Genomic DNA, 22,805 nt, shown 5'->3' with positions numbered 1-22,805 from the left:
CCACCACGATGCCGCATCCCGCGGTCGAGCGTCGGCACCCGTCCCGACGAGCCCCCACCCTGAGGACCCCATGTGCACCGTCGTCGTCGCCGTCCAGCCGGACGCGCCCTGGCCCGTCGTCTTCCTCGGGCTCCGGGACGAGTCGCCCGACCGCCCCTGGGACGAGCCCGGCGCCTGGTGGCCCGACCTCGGTGAGCGGGTGACCGGGGTGCACGACCGCGAGGCGGGCGGGGCCTGGTTGGCGACCGCCCGGGGCCCGAGCCGGGCGAGCGTCGTGCTCAACCGTCACGAGGCGCCCGCGTCGCCGCCCGGCGGATGGACCACCCGCGGTGCCCTGCCCCTCCGGGCGGCCGCCGACGGCGTCCTGCCCGACGGGCCGCAGACGACCCGCACCTTCAACCTGCTCACCGCGGACGCAGGAGGCGCGGTGCACTCCGTCTGGGACGGCACCGCCACCGATACGGCCCGCCTCGCCGCCGGGGTGCACCTGCTCACGCACGCCGCCCCCGACGACCGGTCCGTGCCGCGCGTCGACCGCTGGCTGCCCCGGTTCCGTGACGTCGCGCCTCCGACCGGTCCGCTGCCGACGGGGGCCGAGGGCGAGGGCAGCTGGACGCCGTGGCTCGACCTGCTGCGCGAGAGCAGCGCCCTGCCGACGGACGACGACGACGCGCTCGTGCGGGCCGACCTGGTCGACGGACGCCTCTTCCATTCGCTGTCGCTGAGCACCGTCGCCGTCTCGGCCGACGACGTGGCCCACCGGCACGTGCGGCTCGACGGCGCCCCCTCGGTGGGGGAGGCGATCGCGCGACGCTGACGGGCGCGTGGCGACGCCGACGGGTGTGCGACGACGCCCGGCCTCCGTGGCCGCAAGGTCATGCGGAGTCATCGGGAATCACGCCCGCCCCCGCGGCGTTAGTGTCGGGAGGCTCGTCCGACCCCCGAGCCGCAGCAAAGGAACCCTCGTGAAGATCACCGCCGTCCGCACCGTCCGTCGCCTCGCCTCCGTCGGCGTCGTCGCCGCCGCCGCCGTCGCCCTGGCCGCCTGCGCGCCCGCCTCCACCGACGGGGTCGTCCAGTCCACCGGCAGCGCGACCGCCGACACGAGCGCGGCGAAGAGCCTGTCCGACATCCAGGCGGCCGGCGAGCTCGTCATCGGCACCGAGGGCACCTACCAGCCCTTCACCTACCACGAGGGCGGGGCCGGCGCGCTGACCGGCTACGACGTCGACGTCGCCACGGCCGTCGCCGAGAAGCTCGGCGTCACCCCGGCCTTCGAGGAGACGCAGTTCGACGCCCTGCTCGCCGGACTCACCGCCGGCCGCTTCGACCTCGTGGCCAACCAGATCTCGATCACCGACGAGCGTGAGGCCACGTACGACTTCTCGACGCCCTACACGGTCAGCCGCGGTGTCGTGATCACGGCCGCCGACAACACCGACATCACCTCGCTCTCCGACCTCGAGGGCAAGACGACGGCCCAGTCGCAGTCGAGCAACTTCTACACGACCGCCAAGGACGCGGGCGCGGACGTGCAGGTCGTCGACGGCTGGGCCCAGTCGGTCGCGCTCCTCGAGCAGGGTCGCATCGACGCGACCGTCAACGACGAACTGACCTTCCTCGACTACGTCAAGACCAACCCCGACCAGGCCGCCGGCATCAAGATCGCGGCGACCACGGACGACGTCTCGCGCTCGGCCCTGGTCACCACGAAGGGCAGCGACGACCTCGTGTCGGCGATCGACGACGCCCTCGCCGAGCTCAAGGCCGACGGCACGCTGGCGACCATCAGCGAGAAGTATTTCGGCCAGGACGTCAGCGAGTAGGCGTGCAGTCCTCCCTCGACCTCTTCTGGCGGTCGCTCTGGCCGATCGTGTCGGGGGCGCTCGTCGCGTCGATCCCGCTCGCCTTCGCATCGATGGCGATCGGGCTGGTCATCGCCGTCGTCATCGCGCTGATGCGCCTGTCGGGCAAGGCGGCGCTCGCGGGCATCGCCCGGGTCTACATCTCGATCATCCGGGGCACGCCGCTGCTCGTGCAGCTCTTCGTCGTCTTCTACGGCCTTCCGTCGATCGGCGTCAAGCTCGATCCGTGGCCCAGCGCCATCATCGCGTTCTCCTTGAACGTCGGTGGGTACGCGGCCGAGGTCATCCGCGCGGCCATCCTCTCGGTGCCCAAGGGCCAGTGGGAGGCCGCCCACACGATCGGCATGTCGCGGGGGCTCGCCCTCCGGCGGATCATCCTGCCGCAGGCGGCGCGCGTCTCGGTGCCCCCGCTGTCGAACACCTTCATCAGCCTGGTCAAGGACACCTCGTTGGCGAGCGTCATCCTCGTCGTCGAGTTGTTCCGTCAGGCCGAGCAGATCGCCACCGTCTCGAACCAGTTCCTGCTGATCTACCTCGAGGCCGCCCTGGTCTACTGGGTGATCTGCCTGATCCTGTCGTTCGGGCAGGACGCCCTCGAGAAGAGATTGGACCGCCACGTTGCCCGCTGACGTCACCCCGCCCCGGCCGGCCGACGAGACCGGTGCCCCCGTGCTGACCGTCCGGGGGCTGCACAAGGCGTTCGGCTCGAACGAGGTGCTGCGCGGCATCGACCTCGAGGTGCGCCGCGGACGCGTCGTCGCCATCATCGGGCCCTCGGGCTCGGGCAAGACGACCGTGCTGCGGTCGCTCAACAGCCTCGAGGTGCCCGACGGCGGAGTCGTCACGCTCTCCGACGGCCGCTCGATCGACTTCGGCACCACGGTCGGCAAGCGCGACCTGTTGGCCCTCCGCGATCGCTCGTCGATGGTGTTCCAGCACTTCAACCTGTTCCCGCACCTCACGGTGCTGGAGAACGTCGTCGAGGGACCGGTGCGCGTCCAGGGACGCGATCCGAAGGAGGCGCGGGCCGAGGCCGAGGCACTCCTCGCGCGCGTCGGCCTCGTCGAGAAGGCCGACGCCTACCCGGCCGAGCTCTCGGGCGGCCAGCAGCAGCGCGTGGGCATCGTGCGCGCGCTCGCCCTGCGGCCCGAACTCCTGCTCTTCGACGAGCCGACCTCGGCCCTCGACCCCGAACTGGTCGGTGACGTGCTCACCGTCGTGAAGGAACTCGCCGACGAGGGCTGGACGATGATCGTCGTCACCCACGAGCTCGAGTTCGCCCGCCGGGTGGCCGACGAGCTGCTCTTCATGGACGCCGGCGTCGTCGTCGAGCGGGGCCGTCCCGCCGACGTGCTGTCCCGCCCCCGCGAGGCCCGCACGCAGCAGTTCCTGCAACGGGTGCTCAAGCCGCTCGACGACTGACGGGACGTCCACGCGACGAGCGACCCGCGCCTCCTCGATCGGGGACCAGGAGGCGCGGGTCGACTCCGCCGCGGACGCTCAGCCGAACAGGCGGTGCGAGGCGATGCGCGCGCCCTCGCCGAGCGAGGCCAGCTTGGCCACCGCGATCTGCGGGTGGATGCGACCGCCCAGGCCGCAGTCGGTCGAGGCGACGACGTTCTCGGGGCCGACCAGCGAGGCGAACCGTTCGATGCGGTCGGCCACGAGTTCGGGGTGTTCGACCACGTTCGTGGCGTGGCTGACGACACCCGGCACGATCGTCTTGCCGGTCGGCAGCTCGACGTCGCGCCAGAGCTTCCACTCGTGCTCGTGACGGACGTTGGCCGCCTCGAACGAGTACGAGCCGGCGTCGATCTCGAGCATGAGGTCGACGATGTGACGGAACTCGACGTCGGTCGTGTGGGGACCGTGCCACGAGCCCCAACAGAGGTGGAAGCGCACCTGCTCCGGCGGCAGGCCGCGGAGGGCGTGGTTGAGCGCCTCGACGCGGATTCGGGTGAACGCCCGGTAGTCCTCGACGCTCGGCTCCGGGTTGATCTGGTCCCAGTTCTCGGCGATCGAGGGGTCGTCGATCTGCACGGTCAGGCCGGCCTCGACGATCGCCGTGTACTCCTCCCGCAGCACCTCGGCCCAGGCCCAGATGTGCTCTTCGTCGGTGGCGTAGAAGTCGTTCGCGATGCGGGCTCCGCTTCCCGGTGACAGCGAGGTGATGAAGCCCGAGCGCGAACCGCTCGCCTCGAGGCCGGCCTTCAGGTTGGCGATGTCCGAGGCGATGGCGACGTGTCCGACGTAGGCCAGCGGGCCCGTCGTGCTCGGGAACGGCGTCGCGCCCGAGCCCGTGCCGATGCCCGAGGTCGGGTCGGTGTAGGCGTCGTGGAACGTCTGCCAGTCGCGACGGTCGGGGAACGACGTCAGCCGCACGTCGCCGGGGGAGGACCGCACGGCCGGCTGGCTGAAGATGTCCGACCCCGTCAACGAGAGACCGCTCACGCGCTGGAACGAGTACGACCACCAGGCGCCGTAGTCGACGGCGCTCGTCATCGCCTTGCCGTACTCGCCGTCGCCGACGATGGTGATGCCGAGATCGTTCTGGCGCCGGACGAGATCGACGACGGCGTCGGTCAGCAGGGCGTCGAACTCGGGCGTGCGCTCGAGGGTGAAGCCGTCCACGCCGAGCGCGCGCGCGTCGTTCGCCGCGATCAGCTCGGGCGTGCGCGGCAGGCTTCCCGCGTGGGTGGTCTCGATGCGGCCGGGGGTGGTCGTCATGGTGTGCTCCGTTCGTCGCCACCACTCTGGCCCCGACCCCCGACGTATGCGACGTCCGCGACACGGGGCGTCACAGCCACGGGGTCGGGAACACCGCGCGGCCGTCAGCCGTTGCGTCCCGTGTCGGCCGGAGCCGGGCCCCTCGGGGGGCCTCGGTACGATCGACGGGAAGGGACACCGTGACCACCACCTCCTCCGCACCATCCACCCACCGTCCGGGGCTGTCCGACGACGACGCCCGCCGTCTGCGCGCCGACTTCCCGCTCCTCGGGCAGGACGTCAACGGCGAGCCGCTCGCCTACCTCGACTCGGGGGCGACCGCCCAACGGCCGGCATCCGTGCTCGACGCCGAGCGGCGCTTCCTCGAGACGACGAACTCGGCCGTGCACCGGGGCGCCCACACGCTCGCCGCCCTGTCGACCGAGGCCTACGAAGAGGCGCGCGAGACGGTCGCCCGCTTCGTCGGTGCCGACGTCGACGAGATCGTCTGGACCTCCAACGCCACCGACGCCCTCAACCTCTTCGCGTACGGCGTCGCGAACGCGACGCACGGGCGGGGTGGTGAGGCCGCGCGACGCTTCGCCCTCGCGCCCGGCGACGAGATCGTCGTCACCGAGGCCGAACACCACGCGAACCTCGTCCCGTGGCAAGAACTCGCCGCGACGACCGGTGCCAGCCTGCGATTCGTGCCGGTCCGCGACGACGGCACCTGGACCACCGCCGACGCGGCCGCCGTGATCGGACCCCGCACGCGCCTCCTCGCCTTCGCCCACGTCTCGAACGTCACCGGCCTCGTCGCGCCCGTCGCCGAGCTGGTGGCGCTGGCGCACGACGTCGGCGCCCTCGTCGTCCTCGACGCCTGCCAGTCGGTCCCGCACCGCCCCGTCGACCTCCACGACCTCGACGTCGACTTCGCCGCCTTCTCGGGCCACAAGATGCTGGGGCCCACGGGCATCGGCGTCCTCTACGGCCGGGCGGAACTGCTGAACGCCCTGCCGCCGTTCCGGACCGGCGGCTCGATGATCACGACGGTGACGATGGAGGGCTCCGAGTACCTCCCCGCTCCGCAGCGCTTCGAGGCCGGCACGCAGCCCGTGTCCCAGGCCGTCGCCCTGGCCGAGGCCGTGCGCTACCTCGACGCCGTCGGCATGGACCGGGTGCGCGCCCACGAGGAGGCCCTCGCCGACCTGCTCGTCCGCGGCCTCGAGGCCGTCGACGGCGTCACGGTCGTGGGCCCGCCCGCCGGCGTGCCGCGATCGGGACTCGCCAGCTTCGTCGTCGACGGGGTGCACGCCCACGACGTGGGCCAGTTCCTCGACGCGCTCGGCATCGCCGTGCGGGTCGGCCACCACTGCGCCCAGCCACTGCACCGGCGTCTCGGGGTGACGGCCACGACGCGGGCCAGCACCTACCTGTACTCGTCGAGCGACGAGGTCGACCGGCTGGTCGCCGGGGTCGCCGAGGTCCGCGGCTACTTCGGCGTCGTCGGCCCGGAGCCCGTCGACGAGAAGGCCGAGGAGGCGCGGTGAGCGCCGCCCTCGACGGCCTGTACCAGCAGGTCATCCTCGACCACGCCAAGGCGCGCCACGGCGACGGCGAGCTGCCCGGGGCCGACGCGCAGCACCACGAACGCAACCCGACCTGCGGTGACGAGATCACCGTCCGCGTCGCCCTCGAGCCCGGGACCGACCGCATCGCCGACCTCCGCTGGCAGGGCGCCGGCTGCAGCATCTCGATGGCCTCCGCCTCGGTGCTGGCGCAGCTGGCTCCGGGTCGCACGCTGACCGAGCTCGACGCACTCGTCGGGGAGTTCCGCGAGATGATGCGGTCCCGGGGCGCCGGGGAGCCCGACGACGAGGTCCTCGGCGACGCGGTCGTGTTCCACGGGGTCTCGAAGTTCGTCATGAGGGTGAAGTGCGGCGTGCTCGCGTGGGTCGCGGCGGAGGCCTGTTCGACCGAACTGCGCGCCGTCTGAGCCGACCCGGGCCTCGTCGCCCGTCGAGGCCCTGGTCGACCGGTCGGCGGTCGGTCGGCGACTAAAGTGGTCCCCGCCCCTCGACGATAGGAACCACCGCCGTGTCCGACCAGACCGACATCGACCCGACCGCCTCCTCAGCCGCGACCGGCCTCTCGGCCGTCGAGGCCACCGCGACGACGACCGGCTCCGAGCTGTTCACCGACAAGTCGGTCGTGGCCGTCCGCGTGTCCGGCGAGCTCCGCGACCTCGCGACCGAACTGCACGCGGGCGACGTGGCCGAGCCGGTCACGATCGACTCGCCCGACGGCCTGGCCATCCTCCGGCACTCGGCTGCGCACGTGATGGCCCAGGCGGTGCAGCAGATCAACCCCGAGGCCAGGCTCGGCATCGGACCGCCCGTCACCGACGGCTTCTACTACGACTTCGACGTCGCGGAGCCCTTCACCCCCGACGACCTCAAGGCCATCGAGAAGGGCATGGAGCGCATCATCCGTCAGGGCCAGCGCTTCCGTCGTCGCGTCGTGACCGACGACGAGGCCCGCGAGCTGCTCGCCCACGAACCGTTCAAGCTCGAGCTCATCGGGCTCAAGGGCGGGTCGGCCGACGAGCTCGGCGCCGACGGCGAGTCGGTCGAGGTGGGCGGGGCCGAGCTCACGGTCTACGACAACCTCGACCCGAAGACCGGCGAGGTCGTCTGGTTCGACCTCTGCCGCGGTCCCCACGTGCCCAGCACGCGCCTCCTCGGCAACGCCACGAAGCTGATGCGCGTGGCGGCCGCCTACTGGCGCGGGTCCGAGAAGAACCCCCAGCTGCAGCGCATCTACGGCACGGCGTGGCCCACCAAGGACGACCTGCGCGCCTACCAGGCCCGACTCGAGGAGGCCGCCAAGCGCGACCACCGCAAGCTCGGCGCCGAGCTGGACCTCTTCTCGTTCCCCGACGAGATCGGCTCGGGTCTCGCGATCTTCCACCCGAAGGGCGGCATCATCCGTCGCCAGATGGAGGACTACTCGCGCGAACGCCACGAGAAGGCCGGGTACGAGTTCGTCTACACGCCGCACATCACCAAGGCGGCCCTGTTCGAGACCTCGGGCCACCTGGGCTGGTACAAGGACGGCATGTTCCCGGCGATGCACCTCGACGAGGCACGCAACGACGAGGGCGAGATCACCCGTCAGGGTGCGGACTACTACCTCAAGCCGATGAACTGTCCGATGCACATCCTGGCGTACCGTTCGTCGGCCAAGTCCTACCGTGACCTGCCACAGCGCCTGTTCGAGTTCGGCACCGTGTACCGCAACGAGAAGTCCGGCGTCATCCACGGGCTCACCCGCGTGCGCGGCATGACCCAGGACGACGCGCACATCTTCACCACCCGTGACGACATGGCGGCCGAGCTCAAGGGCACGCTCGACTTCGTCCTCAGCCTGCTGCGCGACTACGGCCTCGACGACTTCTACCTCGAGCTGTCCACCAAGGACCCCGAGAAGTACGTGGGCGACGACGCCACCTGGGACGAGGCGACGGCGACGCTGAGGCAGGTCGCAGAAGAGACCGGCCTCGAACTCGTTCCCGACCCGGCCGGCGCGGCGTTCTACGGGCCGAAGATCTCGGTCCAGGCACGTGACGCGATCGGACGCACCTGGCAGATGTCGACGGTGCAGCTCGACTTCAACCTGCCCGAGCGCTTCGACCTCGAGTACACGGCGGCCGACGGCTCGCGTCAGCGTCCGGTCATGATCCACCGGGCGTTGTTCGGTTCGATCGAGCGCTTCTTCGGCGTGCTCACCGAGCACTACGCCGGGGCCTTCCCGGTCTGGCTGGCGCCCGTCCAGGTCGTGGCGATCCCCGTCGCCGACGAATACGGCGACTACCTCGACGGCGTCGTGGCGCGTCTGCGCGAGGTCGGCGTCCGGGCGCAGGTCGACCACAGCGACGACCGCATGCCGAAGAAGATCCGCACGCACACCAAGGCCAAGGTGCCGTTCCAGTTGATCGCCGGCGAGGACGACCGCGCGGCCGGGGCCGTCAGCTTCCGCTACCGGGACGGCTCGCAGGAGAACGGCGTGCCGCTCGACGAGGCGATCGCCAAGATCGTCGCCGCCATCGAGACCAAGGCCCAGGTCTGAGCGTGGTCGCCGACGGGTCTGCGGCCGAGTCCTCCGCCGACTTCGCCGCGGTCCCGGACGCGTTCCAGCGACTCTGGACGCCGCACCGCGCCGTCTACGTCGAGGCGGGCCAGGGCGCCCACGACGACTCCTGCCCGTTCTGCAGCGCCCCCTCGAGGTCGGACGACGACGCGCTCATCGTGGCCCGGGGCGAACACGCCTACGTGTTGCTCAACCTCTACCCCTACAACCCGGGGCACCTGCTGGTCTGCCCGTACCGGCACGTCTCCACCTACGACCTCGCCACCTCCGACGAGGTGGCCGAGATCGCGTCCCTGACCCAGACCGCCATGCGGGTCCTCACACAGGTGTCCCACGCGCAGGGCTTCAACATCGGCATGAACCAGGGGCAGGTCGGCGGAGCCGGCATCGCGGCCCACCTGCACCAACACGTGGTGCCGCGCTACGGCGGCGACTCGAACTTCTTCCCGATCATCGCTCAGACGAAGGCCGTCACGCAGCTGCTCGGCGACGTCCGCGTCGCCGTCTCCGAGGCCTGGCCGAGGGACGGCGACGGCACGACGCCGACGGCGGCGTCGGCGGTCTGATCGGGCCTAAGATAGGGGCCATCATGAGCGACACGACCTCTGCCTCCCACCAGTCCTCCACCACCGGTTCGAGCCGCGTCAAGCGCGGTCTCGCCGAGATGCTCAAGGGCGGCGTCATCATGGACGTCGTCAACGTCGAGCAGGCGAAGATCGCCGAAGACGCCGGGGCCGTGGCCGTCATGGCCCTCGAGCGCGTTCCCGCCGACATCCGGTCCCAGGGCGGTGTCGCCCGCATGAGCGACCCCGACATGATCGACGAGATCGTGGCGGCGGTCTCGATCCCCGTCATGGCGAAGGCCCGCATCGGCCACTTCGTCGAGGCCCAGATCCTCCAGACCCTCGGCGTGGACTACATCGACGAGTCCGAGGTGCTGAGCCCGGCCGACTACGTCAACCACATCGACAAGTGGAACTTCACCGTCCCCTTCGTCTGCGGGGCCACCAACCTGGGCGAGGCGCTGCGTCGCATCACCGAGGGCGCGGCCATGATCCGCTCCAAGGGCGAGGCCGGCACCGGTGACGTGTCCGAGGCCACCAAGCACATCCGCACGATCTCGAAAGAGATCGCCCAGCTCCGTGGGCTCAAGTCCGACGAGCTCTACGTCGCCGCGAAAGAACTGCAGGCTCCCTTCGAGCTCGTGAAAGAGATCGCCGAGACCGGCAAGCTCCCCGTCGTCCTCTTCACCGCGGGCGGCGTCGCGACACCCGCCGACGCGGCTCTCATGATGCAGCTCGGTGCCGACGGCGTCTTCGTCGGTTCGGGCATCTTCAAGTCGGGCAACCCCGCCGAGCGTGCCAAGGCGATCGTCAAGGCCACCACCTTCTTCGACGACCCCCAGGTCGTGGCCGACGCGTCGCGCGGTCTCGGCGAGGCGATGGTCGGCATCAACGTGCCCGACCTCCCCGCACCGCACCGCCTCGCCGAGCGCGGCTGGTGACCTCGGGGGTCGATCGTCGGTGATGCCCGAACGAACGCCCCGGGTCGGCGTCCTGGCCCTGCAAGGCGATTTTCGTGAACACCTGGCCGTCCTGACCTCGTTGGGGGCCGAGGCCGTCGCCGTACGCCGAGCCACCGAGCTCGACGAGATCGATGGTCTGGTGATCCCGGGTGGCGAGTCCAGCGTCATGGACAAGCTGTCCCGGACGTTCGACCTGGACGGGCCGCTCCGACGGGCGATCGGGTCGGGGTTGCCCGTCTACGGCACCTGCGCCGGCCTCATCATGCTCGCGGACCGCATCGTCGACGGCATCCCCGGCCAGCAGAGCATCGGGGGCCTCGACGTCTCGGTCCGGCGCAACGCGTTCGGCTCCCAGACCGACTCGTTCGAGACCGATGTCCACGTCCCCGTGCTCGACGGTCCACCCGTGCACGCGGTCTTCATCCGCGCCCCGGTGGTCGACGCGGTCGGGCCGGCCGCGACGGCGATCGGCGTCCTCGAGGACGGCCGGGTCGTCGCCGTCGAGCAAGGTCTCCTGATGGGCACCTCGTTCCACCCGGAGGTCACCGACGACCTGCGGTTCCACTCGCGGTTCCTCGACAAGGCCCGCGCGCGGGCGTCGCGGTAGACTCGTCGCGATCCACGTCAGCAGTCTGAAGGAGCACCGTGTCCGGGCATTCCAAGTGGGCAACGACCAAGCACAAGAAGGCCGTCATCGACAGTCGACGTGCCAAGTCGTTCGCCAAGCTCATCAAGAACATCGAGGTCGCGGCCAAGCAGGGCGGGGCCGACATGTCCGGCAACCCCACGCTGGTCGACGCCGTCCAGAAGGCCAAGAAGACCTCGGTCCCCAACGACAACATCGACCGGGCCGTCAAGCGCGGTGCCGGTCTCAGCGGCGAGAGCGTCGACTACCAGACGATCATGTACGAGGGGTACGGCCCCAACGGCGTCGCGTTGTTGATCGAGTGCCTCACCGACAACAAGAACCGCGCGGCCGCCAACGTCCGTACGGTGATGTCGCGCAACGGCGGCACCATGGCCGACCCCGGCAGCGTGGCCTACAACTTCAGCCGCAAGGGCGTCATCGCCGTCATGAAGACGGACGACCTCACCGAAGACGACGTCCTCGCCGCCGTCCTCGACGCCGGAGCCGAAGAGGTCACCGATCGTGGTGAAGGCTTCGAGATCGTCACCGAGGCCTCCGACCTGGTCCCGGCCCGTTCGGCCCTCCAGGACGCCGGCATCGACTACGACTCGGCCGACATCGAGTTCGTGCCCGGGCTCAAGATCGAGGTCGACCTCGAGACGGCACGCAAGGTCTTCCGACTCATCGACGCCCTCGACGACGACGACGACGTGCAGAACGTCTACGCGAACCACGACGTCCCCGCCGACGTGCAGGCCGCGCTCGACGACGAAGAATAGGCCGCCGCGGTGACGCTCCGGGTGCTCGGCATCGACCCCGGGCTCACCCGATGCGGGGTCGGGGTGGTCGAGGTCGACGCCCAGCGGCGTGCGACCCTGGTCGACGTGCAGGTCATCCGCACCGCCCCCGACCTCGCCCTCGAGTTGCGTCTCCTCGCCCTGGGTCGCGGTCTCGAGGCGCTCATCGACGAGCACCGGCCGGACGCCATGGCGATCGAGCGGGTCTTCGCCCAACAGAACGTCCGCAGCGTCATGGGGGTGGCACAGGTCAGCGGCCTCGCCCTGCGTGCCGCAGCCGAACGCGAGATCCCCGTCACGCTGCACACGCCGTCCGAGGTGAAGGCTGCCGTGACCGGGTACGGGTCGGCCGACAAGAAGCAGGTCGGCACGATGGTCGCCCGGTTGCTCGGGCTGGCCGAGGCGCCCCGGCCGGCGGACGCCGCCGACGCCCTGGCCCTGGCCATCTGCCATGCCTGGCGGGGTGCGCCCGTCGCTGCCCGCGCCTCCTCGGGTTCCCTCACGCCGGCCCAGCGAGCGTGGCGCGACGCCGAGAAGTCGGTGCGCACTCCTAGGCTGGGGGCATGATCTCGAGTGTCCGCGGTACCGTCCTGTCCGCGTCCGGCACATCGGTCGTGGTCGAGGTCGGCGGGGTGGGCCTCCGTGTCTCGGTCACCCCACAGCTCGCACTGACGGTCCGCGTCGGCGAGCAGGCGCTCGTCCACACGGCGTTGATCGTCCGAGAAGACGACCTCTCGCTCTTCGGCTTCGCCGACCGCGAAGAACTCGAGGTCTTCGACCTGCTCCGCAGCGTCACCGGCGTCGGTCCGAAGTCGGCCCAGGGCGTCATGTCGACGCTCACGCCCCATCAGGTCGCCACCGCCGTCGCCGACGACGACGACGCCGCGTTCCGACGCGTCTCGGGCATCGGGCCGAAGACGGCCAAGCTCATCGTCCTCTCGCTGACCGGCAAGCTCGACGTGGCACCGACCGCGCCGACCGTCACGGCGGCGTCGACGACGGCTGCCGACGTGCTCGTCGCGTTGGTCGGGCTCGGGTGGTCCGACCGTGAGGCGCAGGCCGCCATCGACGCCGTCGTGGCGGACCGTGGCGACGCCGTCGCGGTGGCCGTGCCGCAGTTGCTGCGTGCCGCACTCGGTCACCTCGGTCCGCAGAAGTCCACCGGGGCCCGAGCGTGAGCGACGACGACCTGACCCGTCCCACGCTCGAGTCCGAGGCCGAGCTGGCCTTCGAAGGGGCGCTGCGGCCCACCTCGCTCGGCGAGTTCGTCGGGCAGTCCAAGGTGCGGGGCCAGCTCGAGCTGCTGCTCAAGGCCGCGACGATGCAGGGCCGCACCCCCGACCACATCCTGCTCGCCGGACCGCCCGGGCTCGGCAAGACGACCCTGGCCATGATCGTGGCCCACGAAGGGGCTCGGCCGTTGCGGATGTCGTCGGGTCCCGCGATCCAGCACGCGGGCGACCTGGCCGCGGTCCTCTCTGCCCTCGTGCCGGGGGAGGTGCTCTTCATCGACGAGATCCATCGCATGGCGCGGCCGGCCGAAGAGATGCTGTACCTCGCAATGGAGGACTACCGGATCGACATCATGGTGGGCAAGGGGGCAGGAGCGACCAGCATCCCCCTCGAGTTGTCGCCCTTCACCCTCGTCGGTGCGACCACCCGCAGCGGGCTGCTGCCCAACCCCCTGCGCGACCGGTTCGGCTTCACGGCGCACCTCGAGTTCTACGACGAGGCCGAGCTGACCGAGGTCCTCCGCCGGGCGGCGTCCCTCCTCGGCATCGTCATCGACGGTGCCGCCCTGGCCGAGATCGCCGGACGGTGCCGGGGCACGCCTCGCATCGCGAACCGCCTTCTCCGACGCGTCCGCGACTACGCGCTCGTCCACGGGCGGGATGCCGACCTGACGACCGTGCGCGAAGCGCTCGATCTCTACGACGTCGATTCGCTGGGGCTCGACCGGCTCGACCGTGAGGTCGTCCGCACGGTGCTGACCCGGTTCGGCGGCGGACCCGTCGGCCTCAACACCCTTGCGGTCTCGGTGGGAGAAGAGGCCGACACGATCGAGTCGGTCGTCGAGCCGTTCCTCGTCCGGGTGGGCCTGCTCACCCGGACGCCGCGGGGACGCATCGCCACTCCCGAGGCCTGGCGGCACTTCGGTCTGGCGCACGCCTCAGGGGCGCTCTTCGGCGATGACCTATAATTCCTGCAGGTCCGAGGCCTTCGCTCGCTGAAGCGAGTCCCGCTCGGCCCACACCCCCAACAGCGAAAGGGAGTTCCGCATGGATCCCGCAACCCTCATCATGGTCCTCCTCCTGGTGGTCCTCGTCGTCTTCATGTTCCGCAACAAGAAGAAGCGCGACCGTCAGCAGGCAGAACTGCAGAACAAGCTCGTCCCCGGCGTCGAGGTCATGCTCTCGTTCGGCGTCTACGGCACCGTCGTCTCCATCGACGACGAGAACAACGTCGCCGAGGTCGAGGTCTCGCCCGGCACCGTCCTCAAGGTCCACCGTCAGACCCTGGGTCGCGTCGTCGAACCGGTCATCGACGAGCCCGTCGCCGACGACGCCGACTCGCTGGCCGACGGCTCCACCAAGCACGACCGCGTCATCGACGACGCTCCCGAGTTCGGTGAACGCGCCACGTCCGCACCGGTCGACTCGACGGTCGCCAAGGACTCCGACACCAAGGCCTGACCCGACGACCGCCTCGGCCGCCTTGCGCGGCCGGGTCCGATCCACGGCGCGCGCTCCACGTGAGCGCGCGCTCCCATGAGAAAGCAGAGTTCCTCCGTGGCACGCTCGACGCCGGTGAAGAAAGCAATACGATCCCTGACCTGGTTGTTGGTCATCATCGCCGGCCTCACGGCCCTGAACGGCACGGCCACGTTCCTGAACGACTCCGGTCGTGACGGGTGGTGGAACGGAGCGAGTTGGGTGCCCGAACTGGCCCTCGACCTGCAGGGCGGCACGCAGATCACCCTTGCGGCCCAGCTCCAGAGCGGCGAGACGGTGTCGTCGGAGCAGCTGGACCAGGCGGTCACGATCATCCGGCAGCGCATCGACTCGGCCGGCGTCTCGGAATCCGAGATCACCAAGCAGGGCACGCAGAACATCGTCGTGTCCATCCCCGGACGACCCGACAACGCGACCCTCGAACGCATCGAGGCGTCGGCCAAGCTGACCTTCCGCCCCGTGCTCTACACCGAGGCGGTCTCGAACGCCGCGGTCGGCGGAGAAGGCGACGGCGCCACGGCCAGCCCGAGCGCCACGCCCTACACCCCCAACCCCGAGCTCGAGAGCACGCCGACCGCGTCCCCGACGAACGCGTCCGACCTGGCGTGGATCACCCCCCAGCTCGCCGACCTCTACCAGAACTACGACTGCGCGGCCGAGAACGACCTGGCCACGGCCCGTGACGACGAGCCACTGGTCACCTGCTCCACCGACGGCACGGCCAAGTACATCCTCGGCCCGGTCGAGGTGCAGGGTTCCGACATCAGCGACGCCACGAACGGTCTCGCCGCCGACTCGCAGGGCAACTCGACGAACACCTGGGCCGTGAACCTCGAGTTCAACGGCCAGGGCACCGACCGGTTCTCCCAGGTCACCTCGCGCCTCGTCTCGTTGCAGGCGCCGCAGAACCAGTTCGCCGTGACCCTCGACAACCAGGTCATCACGGCGCCGTCCGCGAACGCCGCCATCACCGACGGCCGGGCCCAGATCACGGGCCAGTTCACGCAGGACTCCTCGAAGACCCTCGCCGACCAGCTGAAGTTCGGTGCCCTCCCGCTCAGCTTCTCGGTCCAGAGCAACGAGACGATCACCGCGACCCTCGGACAGACCCAGCTGATCAGCGGCCTGATCGCCGGCCTCATCGGCCTGATCCTGGTGGTCATCTACTCGCTGATCCAGTACCGGGCCCTCGCCTTCGTGACCGTCCTGTCGCTGGTCATCGCCGCCGTGCTCACCTACCTCGTGATCGCCATCCTGTCCTGGCGAGAGGGCTACCGCCTCTCGCTGGCGGGGGTGACCGGTCTGATCGTGGCCATCGGCATCACGGCCGACTCATTCATCGTCTACTTCGAACGCATCCGGGACGAACTCCGCGACGGTCGCATCCTCGAGAGCGCCGTCGAATCGGGCTGGAAGCGCGCCATCCGCACGATCATCGCGTCCGACACGGTGAACTTCCTGGCGGCCATCACGCTCTTCATCCTCGCGGTCGGCAACGTCAAGGGCTTCGCGCTCACCTTGGGCATCACCACGGTGATCGACCTGATCGTGGTCTCGCTGTTCACCCACCCCATGCTCCAGCTCATCGCCCGGACGCGGTTCTTCGGCGAAGGCCACTCGTTCAGCGGGCTCAACCCACGCGCCCTCGGCGCCGTCTACCGGGGGCGGGCGCAGTTCCGAACCCCGGCCGTCGTCGGCCGCAAGCAAGCGGGCGGTCGCGAGGCCGTCAAGCGTCAGACCATCGCCGAGCGCAAAGCCGCCGAGAAGAACACCGAGCGCGTCGACTCGTCGACCGCCGGTGAAGGGAAGAAGGACTCCTGATGGCCAGTTTCTCGAAATTCGGCAACGACCTCTACACGGGTGCCCGGTCGTACGACATCATCGGCCACCGCCGCCGCTGGTACTGGATCGCCGCCCTGGTCATCCTCATCTCGGTCACCGTCCCGTTCCTCCGCGGCGGCTTCCACTTCGGCATCGAGTTCACGGGCGGGTCGGAGTTCCAGGTCGCCCAGCCGGCCGAACTCGACCAGGACGTCGCCACGACGACCGTCGACGAGGTCGTACCCGGTTCGAACCCGCGGGTCACCCAGGTCGGCACCGACACGATCCGCGTGCAGACCTCGCAGCTGGAAGCCGCTCAGACGAACGACGTGGCGGCGGCGTTGGCCACCGCGTACGACGTCCCCGACGATCGAGTGACCTCGTCCTTCATCGGTGCCTCATGGGGTGCCGACATCACGAGCCAGGCCATCAAGGGTCTCGTGATCTTCCTGATCCTCGCCGCGATCGGCATGACGCTGTACTTCCGAACCTGGAAGATGTCGTTGGCCGCCATGGCAGCCCTGCTGCACGACCTCGTGCTGACCGCGGGCATCTACGGCATCGTCGGCTTCGAGGTCACCCCGGCGGCGGTCATCGGCTTCCTGACGATCCTCGGCTACTCGCTCTACGACACCGTGGTGGTGTTCGACAAGATCCGCGAGAACACCGCCGACGACGGCGAGGGCTCACGACGCACGTTCGGACAGTCCGTGAACCTGGCCGTCAACCAGACGTTGGTCCGGTCGATCAACACGTCGGTCGTGGCGCTCCTCCCCGTCGCGGCGATCCTCTTCATCGGGGCATTCGTCCTGGGAGCGGGCACCCTCCGCGACATCTCCCTGGCGCTCTTCATCGGCATCCTGGTCGGGACCTACTCGACGATCTTCATCGCCTCACCGCTCTACGCCACGCTCCGCCTCCGTGAGCCGGACATCGCGAAACGCGATGCCAGCAAGCTCGAGGCACAGAAGACCGAGCCCCTCACCGTCGACGAGACGGTGGGCGCATGATCGGCGACCACCGTCGACCCGAGATCGGGGCCGACGCCGCCATCGGCGCCCTGTCCGACGGCACCTACGTGCTCGACGTCCGAGAACCGCACGAATGGGATGAAGGTCATGCGCCCGGCGCGACGTCCATCCCACTGTCCGAGCTGAACGAACGGGTCGGGGAGGTCCCCACCGACCGCCCCGTCCTCGTCGTCTGCCACTCCGGCATGCGGTCGGCTCGCGCGACGGACGCCCTGCGAGGCGTCGGCGTGGACGCCCGCAACGTCGTCGGTGGGATGCTCGCCTGGCGGGACGCGGGGGGCACGGTCGTGGCAGACGACGGCCACCCCGGGGCGTCGGTCGACTGACGGCCGACGGGTACCCTTGACCCCACGGAGTCCACGTCCGACCACGACGGCCGGCGGTGGCGCTCCGACCCGAGAGAACGAGGTGCAGCCGTGACCGAGATCACCACACGGAACAACTCCGCACCGCCCGAGACGCCCGGCGGTCAGAACACGGCCTCGTTGCGGACGCTCCTGCCTCGACTCTTCTCGCGCAGCCAGCCGGCAGGCGCCGTCGACCGGTTGATCAAGACCGTGCGCATGCACCATCCCAAGGCCGACATCGTCATCATCGAGCGGGCCTACTCGGTGGCCGAGAAGGCGCACACGGGTCAACTGCGCAAGAGCGGCGAACCGTACATCACCCATCCCGTCGCGGTGGCGCAGATCCTCGCCGATCTGGGCATCGGCGCCAAGACCGTCGCGGCTGCACTGCTGCACGACACCGTCGAGGACACCGACTACACACTGGCCATGCTCCAGCGCGACTTCGGGGACGAGATCGCGATGCTCGTCGACGGGGTCACCAAGCTCGACAAGCTCAAGTACGGCGACAGCGCTCAGGCCGAGACCGTCCGGAAGATGGTCGTGGCCATGTCGAAAGACATCCGGGTCCTCGTCATCAAGCTCGCCGACCGGCTGCACAACGCTCGCACCTGGGGTTTCGTCGAGTCGGCGTCAGCGACCCGCAAGGCCACCGAGACCCTCGAGATCTACGCCCCCCTGGCGCACCGGCTCGGCATCCAGACCATCAAATGGGAGCTCGAGGACCTCTCGTTCGCGGTGCTCCACCCCAAGCTCTACGTCGAGATCGACAACCTGGTCAAACAGCGCACGCCGCAACGCGAGCAGTTCGTGCAGAACGTCATCAACGCCGTCAAGTCCGACCTCAAGTCAACGAAGATCCGCGGCGACGTCATGGGTCGGCCCAAGCAGTACTACTCGATCTACCAGAAGATGATCGTCCGGGGTCGGGAGTTCGACGAGATCTACGACCTCGTCGGCATCCGCATCCTCGTCAACTCGCTTCGCGACTGCTACGCCGTGTTGGGCTCGATCCACGCCCGCTGGAACCCGATCCCCGGCCGCTTCAAGGACTACATCGCCACGCCGAAGTTCAACCTGTACCAGTCGCTGCACACGACCGTCATCGGTCCCAAGGGACGTCCCGTCGAGATCCAGATCCGCACGCACGAGATGCACCAGCGGGCCGAGTTCGGCGTGGCCGCCCACTGGAAGTACAAGCAGCGCATGAACGGCGGGCGCGACGACCAGGGCGGAGCGAAGACCGAGACGGACATGGCCTGGCTCGCCCACATCTCGGACTGGCAGGCCGAGACGGCGGACCCCAGTGAGTTCCTGGACAGCCTCCGTTTCGAGATCGGCGCGAAGGAGGTCTACGTCTTCACGCCTCAGGGCAAGGTCATCGGCCTGCCGTCGGGAGCGACCCCGGTCGACTTCGCCTACGCCGTGCACACCGAGGTCGGACACCGCACGATGGGCGCCAAGGTCAACGGTCGCCTCGTGCCCCTCGAGAGCGTCCTGTCGAGTGGCGACGTCGTCGAGGTCTTCACCTCGAAGAATCCTGACTCGGGGCCGAGCCAGGACTGGCTCGCCTTCGTCAAGAGCCCCCGCGCCCGGAACAAGATCAGGCAGTGGTTCACGAAAGAACGCCGCGACGAGGCCATGGAGCAGGGCAAGGACGCCATCGCCCGTGCCATGCGGAAGCAGAACCTGCCGCTCCAGAAGCTGATGACCCAGGACAGCATCGCCGAAGTCGCCGCCACCATGCGGTACGACGACGTGTCGAGTCTCTACGCGGCCGTCGGCGAGGGCCACATCTCGACCCAGTCCGTCATCGAGAAGATCCTCGCCGCGGTCCACACGCAGACCGAGGTCGACGAAGGCGAGTTCGAGTTCCCCAGCCAAGGTCGAGCACGGCCGTTGCGCAACAGCGACTCGGGCGTGCTGGTCCGAGGGGCCCCGGACATCCTGGTGAAACTCGCCAAGTGCTGCACGCCCGTGCCGGGCGACCAGATCGTCGGATTCGTGACCCGCGGCCAGGGCGTCAGCGTCCACCAGGCGAACTGCCACAACGTCCAAGGTCTGTTGAAAGAGCCCGAGCGGATGATCGAGGTCGAGTGGGCTCCGTCGTCCAAGAGCGTGTTCATGGTGCAGATCCAGATCGAGGCCCTCGATCGCAGCGGATTGCTGTCGGACGTCACCCGGGTCCTGAGCGAGCACCACGTCAACATCCTGTCGGCGAGCGTCTCGACCTCTGACGAACGCCTGGCCCTCAGCCGCTTCGTGTTCGAGATGGGTGACACCACCCACCTCGATCGCGTCCTGAACGCGGTCCGACGCATCGACGCCGTGTACGACGTCTACCGGGTCAGCGCCGGCTGAGACGCTGCCTCCTCCGACGGACCGGGTGGGCCTGCGTCTCGTCGCACCTCGTCGTCGACGAGGGCCGCGTCGGCGCCGGCTGAACAGACTCGACCGAGCCGCTCCACGGTTCGCGTTCGATGGGGGAGCCGTCCACGTCGATCGAGGACGGCGATCGCGTCGGCGTACGTCACGCCCTGCTGAGACACGACGTCCCGCGCGGCCGTCTCGTCCTGAGACGCCCAGCCCTCACAGCGAGCGAGGTCGACGACGGTCCGGGCCGGTGTGGTGACGGCCACACCCTGGACGGTGACGATCTCGCCCTCGTCGATGACGACCTGTCGGACGATCGAACCCCGACCACGATGCTTCACCCTGGCCGGCGACACCACCAGCCCGGAGTGGGGGAGTGGTGCCGGGCCTCGGGCACCCCAGACCCAGGCGGCACTCCGTTCGGCCGCGACGACTCCGGCGCCGAGGGCGATCCCGATCGCGATCGCCCGGCCCCCGGCATCGTCGATCTCGGCCACGCTGCGCCACGAGCCACCGACTGCGTAGACCTGCCCGTCCAGTGCAGCCGCACGCAGTTCGGGCTCGGGCAGGTCGTCGTCGGTCAGGACCAGGGGGAGACGAGCAGGCATGCGCCCAGCCTGGCCGACCCTGCCGACGACGACGAACCGCCCGACCCTCCCTGTGGAGAATCGGACGGTTCGCGACGTCGGTGGGCGGTCGGCCCCGGACGGTCAGCCCAGGGCGTCGAGCCAGACCTTCCGGGCGTCCAGAGCTTCACGAGCCTCGCGGACACGACGAGCGTCGCCGCTGGCCTCGGCCGTCGCGAGTTCGTCTTCGAGCTTGCTGATGGCGTCGTGCAGTTGGCTCGCGAGCCCCTGGGACCGTGCCTGGCGTTCGGGGTTGTTCTTCTCCCAGAACTGCTCGTCGAGCTGACGCACGTGGGACTCGACCTTGCGGAGGCGATCCTCGACCACCCGGACCTGCTCGCGAGGAACGCGACCGATCTCGTCCCATCGCAGCTGGATCGAGGTGAGGGCCTCGCGCGCCGGGACCCGGTCCGTGACCGTCAGGATCTTCTCGGCCTCGGTGAGCAGCTCGAGTTTCTGTTCGAGGTTGCCCTCGTACTCGGCGGTGTCCTGCGCGACGACCTCGGACTTGGCTGCGTAGAGGACGTCGCCTGCACGCTTGAACTTCGCCCAGAGGGCGTCGTCGTACTTCTTCCCGGCACGGCCGGCGCGCTTCCAGTCGTCGAGCAGCCCCCGGTAGGCCGAGATGCCGTCGACACCCTTCGGCGCCAGGGCCTCGGCCGCTTCGACGAGGGCTTGCTTGCGCTGACGAGCGTCACGGTGGGTCGCGTCGAGTTCGGCGTAGAAGGCCTTGCGGTGCTGGTCGATGGTGGTGCGCGCAGCACGGAATCGTTTCCAGAGGTCGTTGCCCTCGCCCTTCGGGATGCGAGGACCGTCCTGTTGATGCTTCTGCCACCGGGCGAAGATGTCGTCGAGGGTGGCCGTGACCTGCTTCCACTGGACGCGGGCGGGGTCCTGGGCCGCCAGGGCCTCGGCCTCCGTGACGAGAGCGGTGCGGTAGGCGACCGCTTCGGTGAGGGCCTTCTGTGCCTCGGCGCTCTGCTGTTGCGTCAGCTCGTCGACCGTGGAGTCGAGTGCCGACACCCGAAGGCGCAGGGCCTCGAGATCCCCGACCGCGCTCGGTTCGACGAGCTGCTCGCGCAGGTGGGTGACCGTCTTGACGACGTCGCCCGCCGATGCGCCGCGCTTGATGCGCTGCTCGAGCAACGTCACCTGCCCGGCGAGTTCGATGAACTTGCGTTCGTAGTACGCGAGAGCCTCGGCGGGCGTCGCGTCGGGGTACTGCCCCACGGCGCGTTCGCCGTCGCCCTCGCGGACGTAGACCGTGCCGTCGTCGGCGACGCGGCCCCAGGGTGCCTGATCGTCAGTAGCCACTTTTATCCCTTGCTGAACGTGCTCGTCGCGGGACCAGGACAGGCCACCACGATGGGTGCTCAGCCTATTGCACAGCGGACCGCGGCGGACTACTCGATGGTCGCGCCCGTGATCGTCGTCGGCACGACGGGAGCGCCGTCGGTCTCGCTCGTACCGGGAGTCAGGCCCGCGTCCGTGATCTGCGCCTCGAGCTGGTCGAGTCCGCTCGTGACGCGTCCGACCACGGTGTAACCACCCGTCGAGCCGTCGAGGGTGGTGTCGCCGTAGGTGATGAAGAACTGCGTCGACTGCGAGTACGGGTCGGTGCTCCGAGCCATGGCGATCGTCCCCGTCGGGTACACGCCGTCCGACGGGACGTTCTCGAGTGGGCCGAAGGTGAAACCGGCGTCGCCCGTCCCGTCGCCGTTGGCGGACCCGCACTGGATGAACTTCGCCGTCGCGGCGTCGCTCATGCGGTGGCAGGTCGTCCCCGTGTAGAAGCCCTTCTGGATGAGGTCGATGACGACGCTCGACGCCTGCGGGGCCTTCGCCCCGTCCAGTTCGATCCCGAGCTCGACGCCGTCATTGAGCGTGAGGCCGCCCGTCCAGGAGCGGCCGTCGGCGATCGCCTCGCTGGGCACGTCCCCGACGTTCTCGCCGGCGGCGGGCGTCGAGGAGGCGCTGGGCGCGTCAGACGGAGCCGCCGCGGGGGCACCGGGACCGCTGGTCGACCAGAACACCTGGGACACGGCCGCGACTCCGACCACGACCACGACGGCGGTCACGGCGAGGACGTTGTCCCGACGGCGTCGGGCGACCTGCGTCGCGTGCACCTGCTGACGAGCGGTGTACCTGCGGAGCCGGTCCCGGCTCTCACGGTCCGGGTTCTTGCTCGGTGCCACGGGTCCTCCA

23 protein-coding genes are annotated in these 22,805 nt (G+C 69.7%); 19 read left to right on the top strand and 4 right to left on the bottom strand.

Annotated features, from left to right (window positions below; genetic code table 11):
• Positions 1-70: 70 nt before the first annotated feature.
• The 4 genes from ASL10_RS06100 to ASL10_RS06085 all read left to right on the top strand — a co-directional run bounded on the left by ASL10_RS06100 (position 71) and on the right by ASL10_RS06085 (position 3,287).
• Complete coding sequence (locus ASL10_RS06100; protein ID WP_056045413.1) at positions 71-817, top strand: NRDE family protein; 747 nt, start codon at positions 71-73, stop codon at positions 815-817.
• Between the two features lie 154 nt (positions 818-971).
• Positions 972-1,826 carry an amino acid ABC transporter substrate-binding protein gene (locus ASL10_RS06095; protein WP_056047459.1) on the top strand — a complete coding sequence of 285 codons (855 nt, stop codon included), beginning with the start codon at positions 972-974 and terminating at the stop codon, positions 1,824-1,826.
• Between the two features lie 2 nt (positions 1,827-1,828).
• Positions 1,829-2,494, top strand: coding sequence for an amino acid ABC transporter permease (locus ASL10_RS06090; RefSeq protein WP_056045410.1), 666 nt, complete (start codon positions 1,829-1,831; stop codon positions 2,492-2,494).
• Positions 2,484-3,287 (top strand): amino acid ABC transporter ATP-binding protein, encoded by an 804-nt coding sequence (locus ASL10_RS06085; protein ID WP_056045408.1) that lies wholly within the window; start codon positions 2,484-2,486, stop codon positions 3,285-3,287. Before ASL10_RS06090 ends, ASL10_RS06085 begins: the two co-directional genes overlap by 11 nt.
• Positions 3,288-3,365: 78 nt before the next feature.
• Here ASL10_RS06085 and ASL10_RS06080 read toward each other — a convergent pair whose 3' ends face one another.
• Positions 3,366-4,592 carry a cobalamin-independent methionine synthase II family protein gene (locus ASL10_RS06080; protein ID WP_056045404.1) on the bottom strand — a complete coding sequence of 409 codons (1,227 nt, stop codon included), beginning with the start codon at positions 4,590-4,592 and terminating at the stop codon, positions 3,366-3,368.
• A gap of 221 nt (positions 4,593-4,813) precedes the next feature.
• Here ASL10_RS06080 and ASL10_RS06075 point away from each other — a divergent pair, with 221 nt between their 5' ends.
• The 15 genes from ASL10_RS06075 to ASL10_RS06005 all read left to right on the top strand — a co-directional run bounded on the left by ASL10_RS06075 (position 4,814) and on the right by ASL10_RS06005 (position 19,962).
• Positions 4,814-6,121 carry an aminotransferase class V-fold PLP-dependent enzyme gene (locus tag ASL10_RS06075; RefSeq protein ID WP_056047456.1) on the top strand — a complete coding sequence of 436 codons (1,308 nt, stop codon included), beginning with the start codon at positions 4,814-4,816 and terminating at the stop codon, positions 6,119-6,121.
• Complete coding sequence (gene sufU / locus ASL10_RS06070) at positions 6,118-6,567, top strand: Fe-S cluster assembly sulfur transfer protein SufU (protein ID WP_056045401.1); 450 nt, start codon at positions 6,118-6,120, stop codon at positions 6,565-6,567. Before ASL10_RS06075 ends, sufU begins: the two co-directional genes overlap by 4 nt.
• A 194-nt stretch (positions 6,568-6,761) precedes the next feature.
• Entirely contained in the window at positions 6,762-8,699 is a 1,938-nt protein-coding gene (gene thrS / locus ASL10_RS06065) for a threonine--tRNA ligase (RefSeq protein ID WP_199859613.1), read from the top strand.
• A gap of 2 nt (positions 8,700-8,701) precedes the next feature.
• On the top strand, positions 8,702-9,286 hold the full coding sequence (locus tag ASL10_RS06060; protein ID WP_369794371.1) for an HIT domain-containing protein: 585 nt from the start codon (positions 8,702-8,704) through the stop codon (positions 9,284-9,286).
• A 23-nt stretch (positions 9,287-9,309) separates the two neighbouring features.
• Positions 9,310-10,224 carry a pyridoxal 5'-phosphate synthase lyase subunit PdxS gene (gene pdxS, locus ASL10_RS06055; RefSeq protein WP_056045394.1) on the top strand — a complete coding sequence of 305 codons (915 nt, stop codon included), beginning with the start codon at positions 9,310-9,312 and terminating at the stop codon, positions 10,222-10,224.
• A gap of 22 nt (positions 10,225-10,246) precedes the next feature.
• Positions 10,247-10,852 carry a pyridoxal 5'-phosphate synthase glutaminase subunit PdxT gene (gene pdxT, locus ASL10_RS06050; RefSeq protein WP_056045389.1) on the top strand — a complete coding sequence of 202 codons (606 nt, stop codon included), beginning with the start codon at positions 10,247-10,249 and terminating at the stop codon, positions 10,850-10,852.
• A 38-nt stretch (positions 10,853-10,890) separates the two neighbouring features.
• Entirely contained in the window at positions 10,891-11,652 is a 762-nt protein-coding gene (locus ASL10_RS06045; protein WP_056045387.1) for a YebC/PmpR family DNA-binding transcriptional regulator, read from the top strand.
• Positions 11,653-11,661: 9 nt separating this feature from the next.
• Positions 11,662-12,237 (top strand): crossover junction endodeoxyribonuclease RuvC, encoded by a 576-nt coding sequence (gene ruvC, locus ASL10_RS06040; RefSeq protein WP_043592720.1) that lies wholly within the window; start codon positions 11,662-11,664, stop codon positions 12,235-12,237.
• The gene (gene ruvA, locus ASL10_RS06035; RefSeq protein ID WP_056045385.1) at positions 12,234-12,848 is read left to right on the top strand and encodes a Holliday junction branch migration protein RuvA; all 615 of its coding nucleotides are present in this window, start codon (positions 12,234-12,236) and stop codon (positions 12,846-12,848) included. Before ruvC ends, ruvA begins: the two co-directional genes overlap by 4 nt.
• On the top strand, positions 12,845-13,870 hold the full coding sequence (ruvB, locus tag ASL10_RS06030) for a Holliday junction branch migration DNA helicase RuvB (RefSeq protein ID WP_056045381.1): 1,026 nt from the start codon (positions 12,845-12,847) through the stop codon (positions 13,868-13,870). Before ruvA ends, ruvB begins: the two co-directional genes overlap by 4 nt.
• 79 nt (positions 13,871-13,949) lie before the next feature.
• Entirely contained in the window at positions 13,950-14,363 is a 414-nt protein-coding gene (yajC, locus tag ASL10_RS06025) for a preprotein translocase subunit YajC (protein WP_056045376.1), read from the top strand.
• 96 nt (positions 14,364-14,459) lie between these two features.
• Entirely contained in the window at positions 14,460-16,223 is a 1,764-nt protein-coding gene (gene secD, locus ASL10_RS06020; RefSeq protein ID WP_056045374.1) for a protein translocase subunit SecD, read from the top strand.
• Positions 16,223-17,233, top strand: coding sequence for a protein translocase subunit SecF (secF, locus tag ASL10_RS06015; protein WP_056045371.1), 1,011 nt, complete (start codon positions 16,223-16,225; stop codon positions 17,231-17,233). Before secD ends, secF begins: the two co-directional genes overlap by 1 nt.
• Entirely contained in the window at positions 17,230-17,580 is a 351-nt protein-coding gene (locus ASL10_RS06010; RefSeq protein WP_056045369.1) for a rhodanese-like domain-containing protein, read from the top strand. Before secF ends, ASL10_RS06010 begins: the two co-directional genes overlap by 4 nt.
• Before the next feature lie 237 nt (positions 17,581-17,817).
• Positions 17,818-19,962: a bifunctional (p)ppGpp synthetase/guanosine-3',5'-bis(diphosphate) 3'-pyrophosphohydrolase gene (locus tag ASL10_RS06005; protein ID WP_235452715.1), complete on the top strand. Its 2,145-nt coding sequence runs from the start codon at positions 17,818-17,820 to the stop codon at positions 19,960-19,962.
• Here the strand turns inward: ASL10_RS06005 and ASL10_RS06000 are convergent.
• The 3 genes from ASL10_RS06000 to ASL10_RS05990 form a co-directional block, all read right to left on the bottom strand.
• Positions 19,941-20,582 carry a hypothetical protein gene (locus ASL10_RS06000; protein WP_056045366.1) on the bottom strand — a complete coding sequence of 214 codons (642 nt, stop codon included), beginning with the start codon at positions 20,580-20,582 and terminating at the stop codon, positions 19,941-19,943. The two genes, ASL10_RS06005 and ASL10_RS06000, sit on opposite strands and share 22 nt — an antisense overlap.
• A gap of 102 nt (positions 20,583-20,684) precedes the next feature.
• Complete coding sequence (locus tag ASL10_RS05995; protein WP_056045363.1) at positions 20,685-21,914, bottom strand: DUF349 domain-containing protein; 1,230 nt, start codon at positions 21,912-21,914, stop codon at positions 20,685-20,687.
• A gap of 89 nt (positions 21,915-22,003) precedes the next feature.
• Positions 22,004-22,795: a peptidylprolyl isomerase gene (locus ASL10_RS05990; RefSeq protein ID WP_082460230.1), complete on the bottom strand. Its 792-nt coding sequence runs from the start codon at positions 22,793-22,795 to the stop codon at positions 22,004-22,006.
• Positions 22,796-22,805 lie beyond the last annotated feature (10 nt).

Origin of the sequence: Frigoribacterium sp. Leaf8, from assembly GCF_001421165.1 — a bacterium.
GTDB lineage: Bacteria > Actinomycetota > Actinomycetes > Actinomycetales > Microbacteriaceae > Frigoribacterium.
The sequence above is the reverse complement of the archived record's forward strand: the minus strand, read 5'-3'. Positions and strand labels throughout refer to the sequence as shown.

Bases quoted from the DNA above. Each gene is read 5' to 3' on its own strand.
- ASL10_RS06100 (WP_056045413.1), top strand. From the start codon at position 71: ATGTGCACCGTCGTCGTCGCCGTCCAGCCGGACGCGCCCTGGCCCGTC.
- ASL10_RS06080 (WP_056045404.1), bottom strand. From the start codon at position 4,592: ATGACGACCACCCCCGGCCGCATCGAGACCACCCACGCGGGAAGCCTG.
- pdxS (WP_056045394.1), top strand. From the start codon at position 9,310: ATGAGCGACACGACCTCTGCCTCCCACCAGTCCTCCACCACCGGTTCG.
- pdxT (WP_056045389.1), top strand. From the start codon at position 10,247: ATGCCCGAACGAACGCCCCGGGTCGGCGTCCTGGCCCTGCAAGGCGAT.
- ruvA (WP_056045385.1), top strand. From the start codon at position 12,234: ATGATCTCGAGTGTCCGCGGTACCGTCCTGTCCGCGTCCGGCACATCG.
- yajC (WP_056045376.1), top strand. From the start codon at position 13,950: ATGGATCCCGCAACCCTCATCATGGTCCTCCTCCTGGTGGTCCTCGTC.
- secF (WP_056045371.1), top strand. From the start codon at position 16,223: ATGGCCAGTTTCTCGAAATTCGGCAACGACCTCTACACGGGTGCCCGG.
- ASL10_RS06010 (WP_056045369.1), top strand. From the start codon at position 17,230: ATGATCGGCGACCACCGTCGACCCGAGATCGGGGCCGACGCCGCCATC.
- ASL10_RS06005 (WP_235452715.1), top strand. From the start codon at position 17,818: ATGCACCATCCCAAGGCCGACATCGTCATCATCGAGCGGGCCTACTCG.
- ASL10_RS06000 (WP_056045366.1), bottom strand. From the start codon at position 20,582: ATGCCTGCTCGTCTCCCCCTGGTCCTGACCGACGACGACCTGCCCGAG.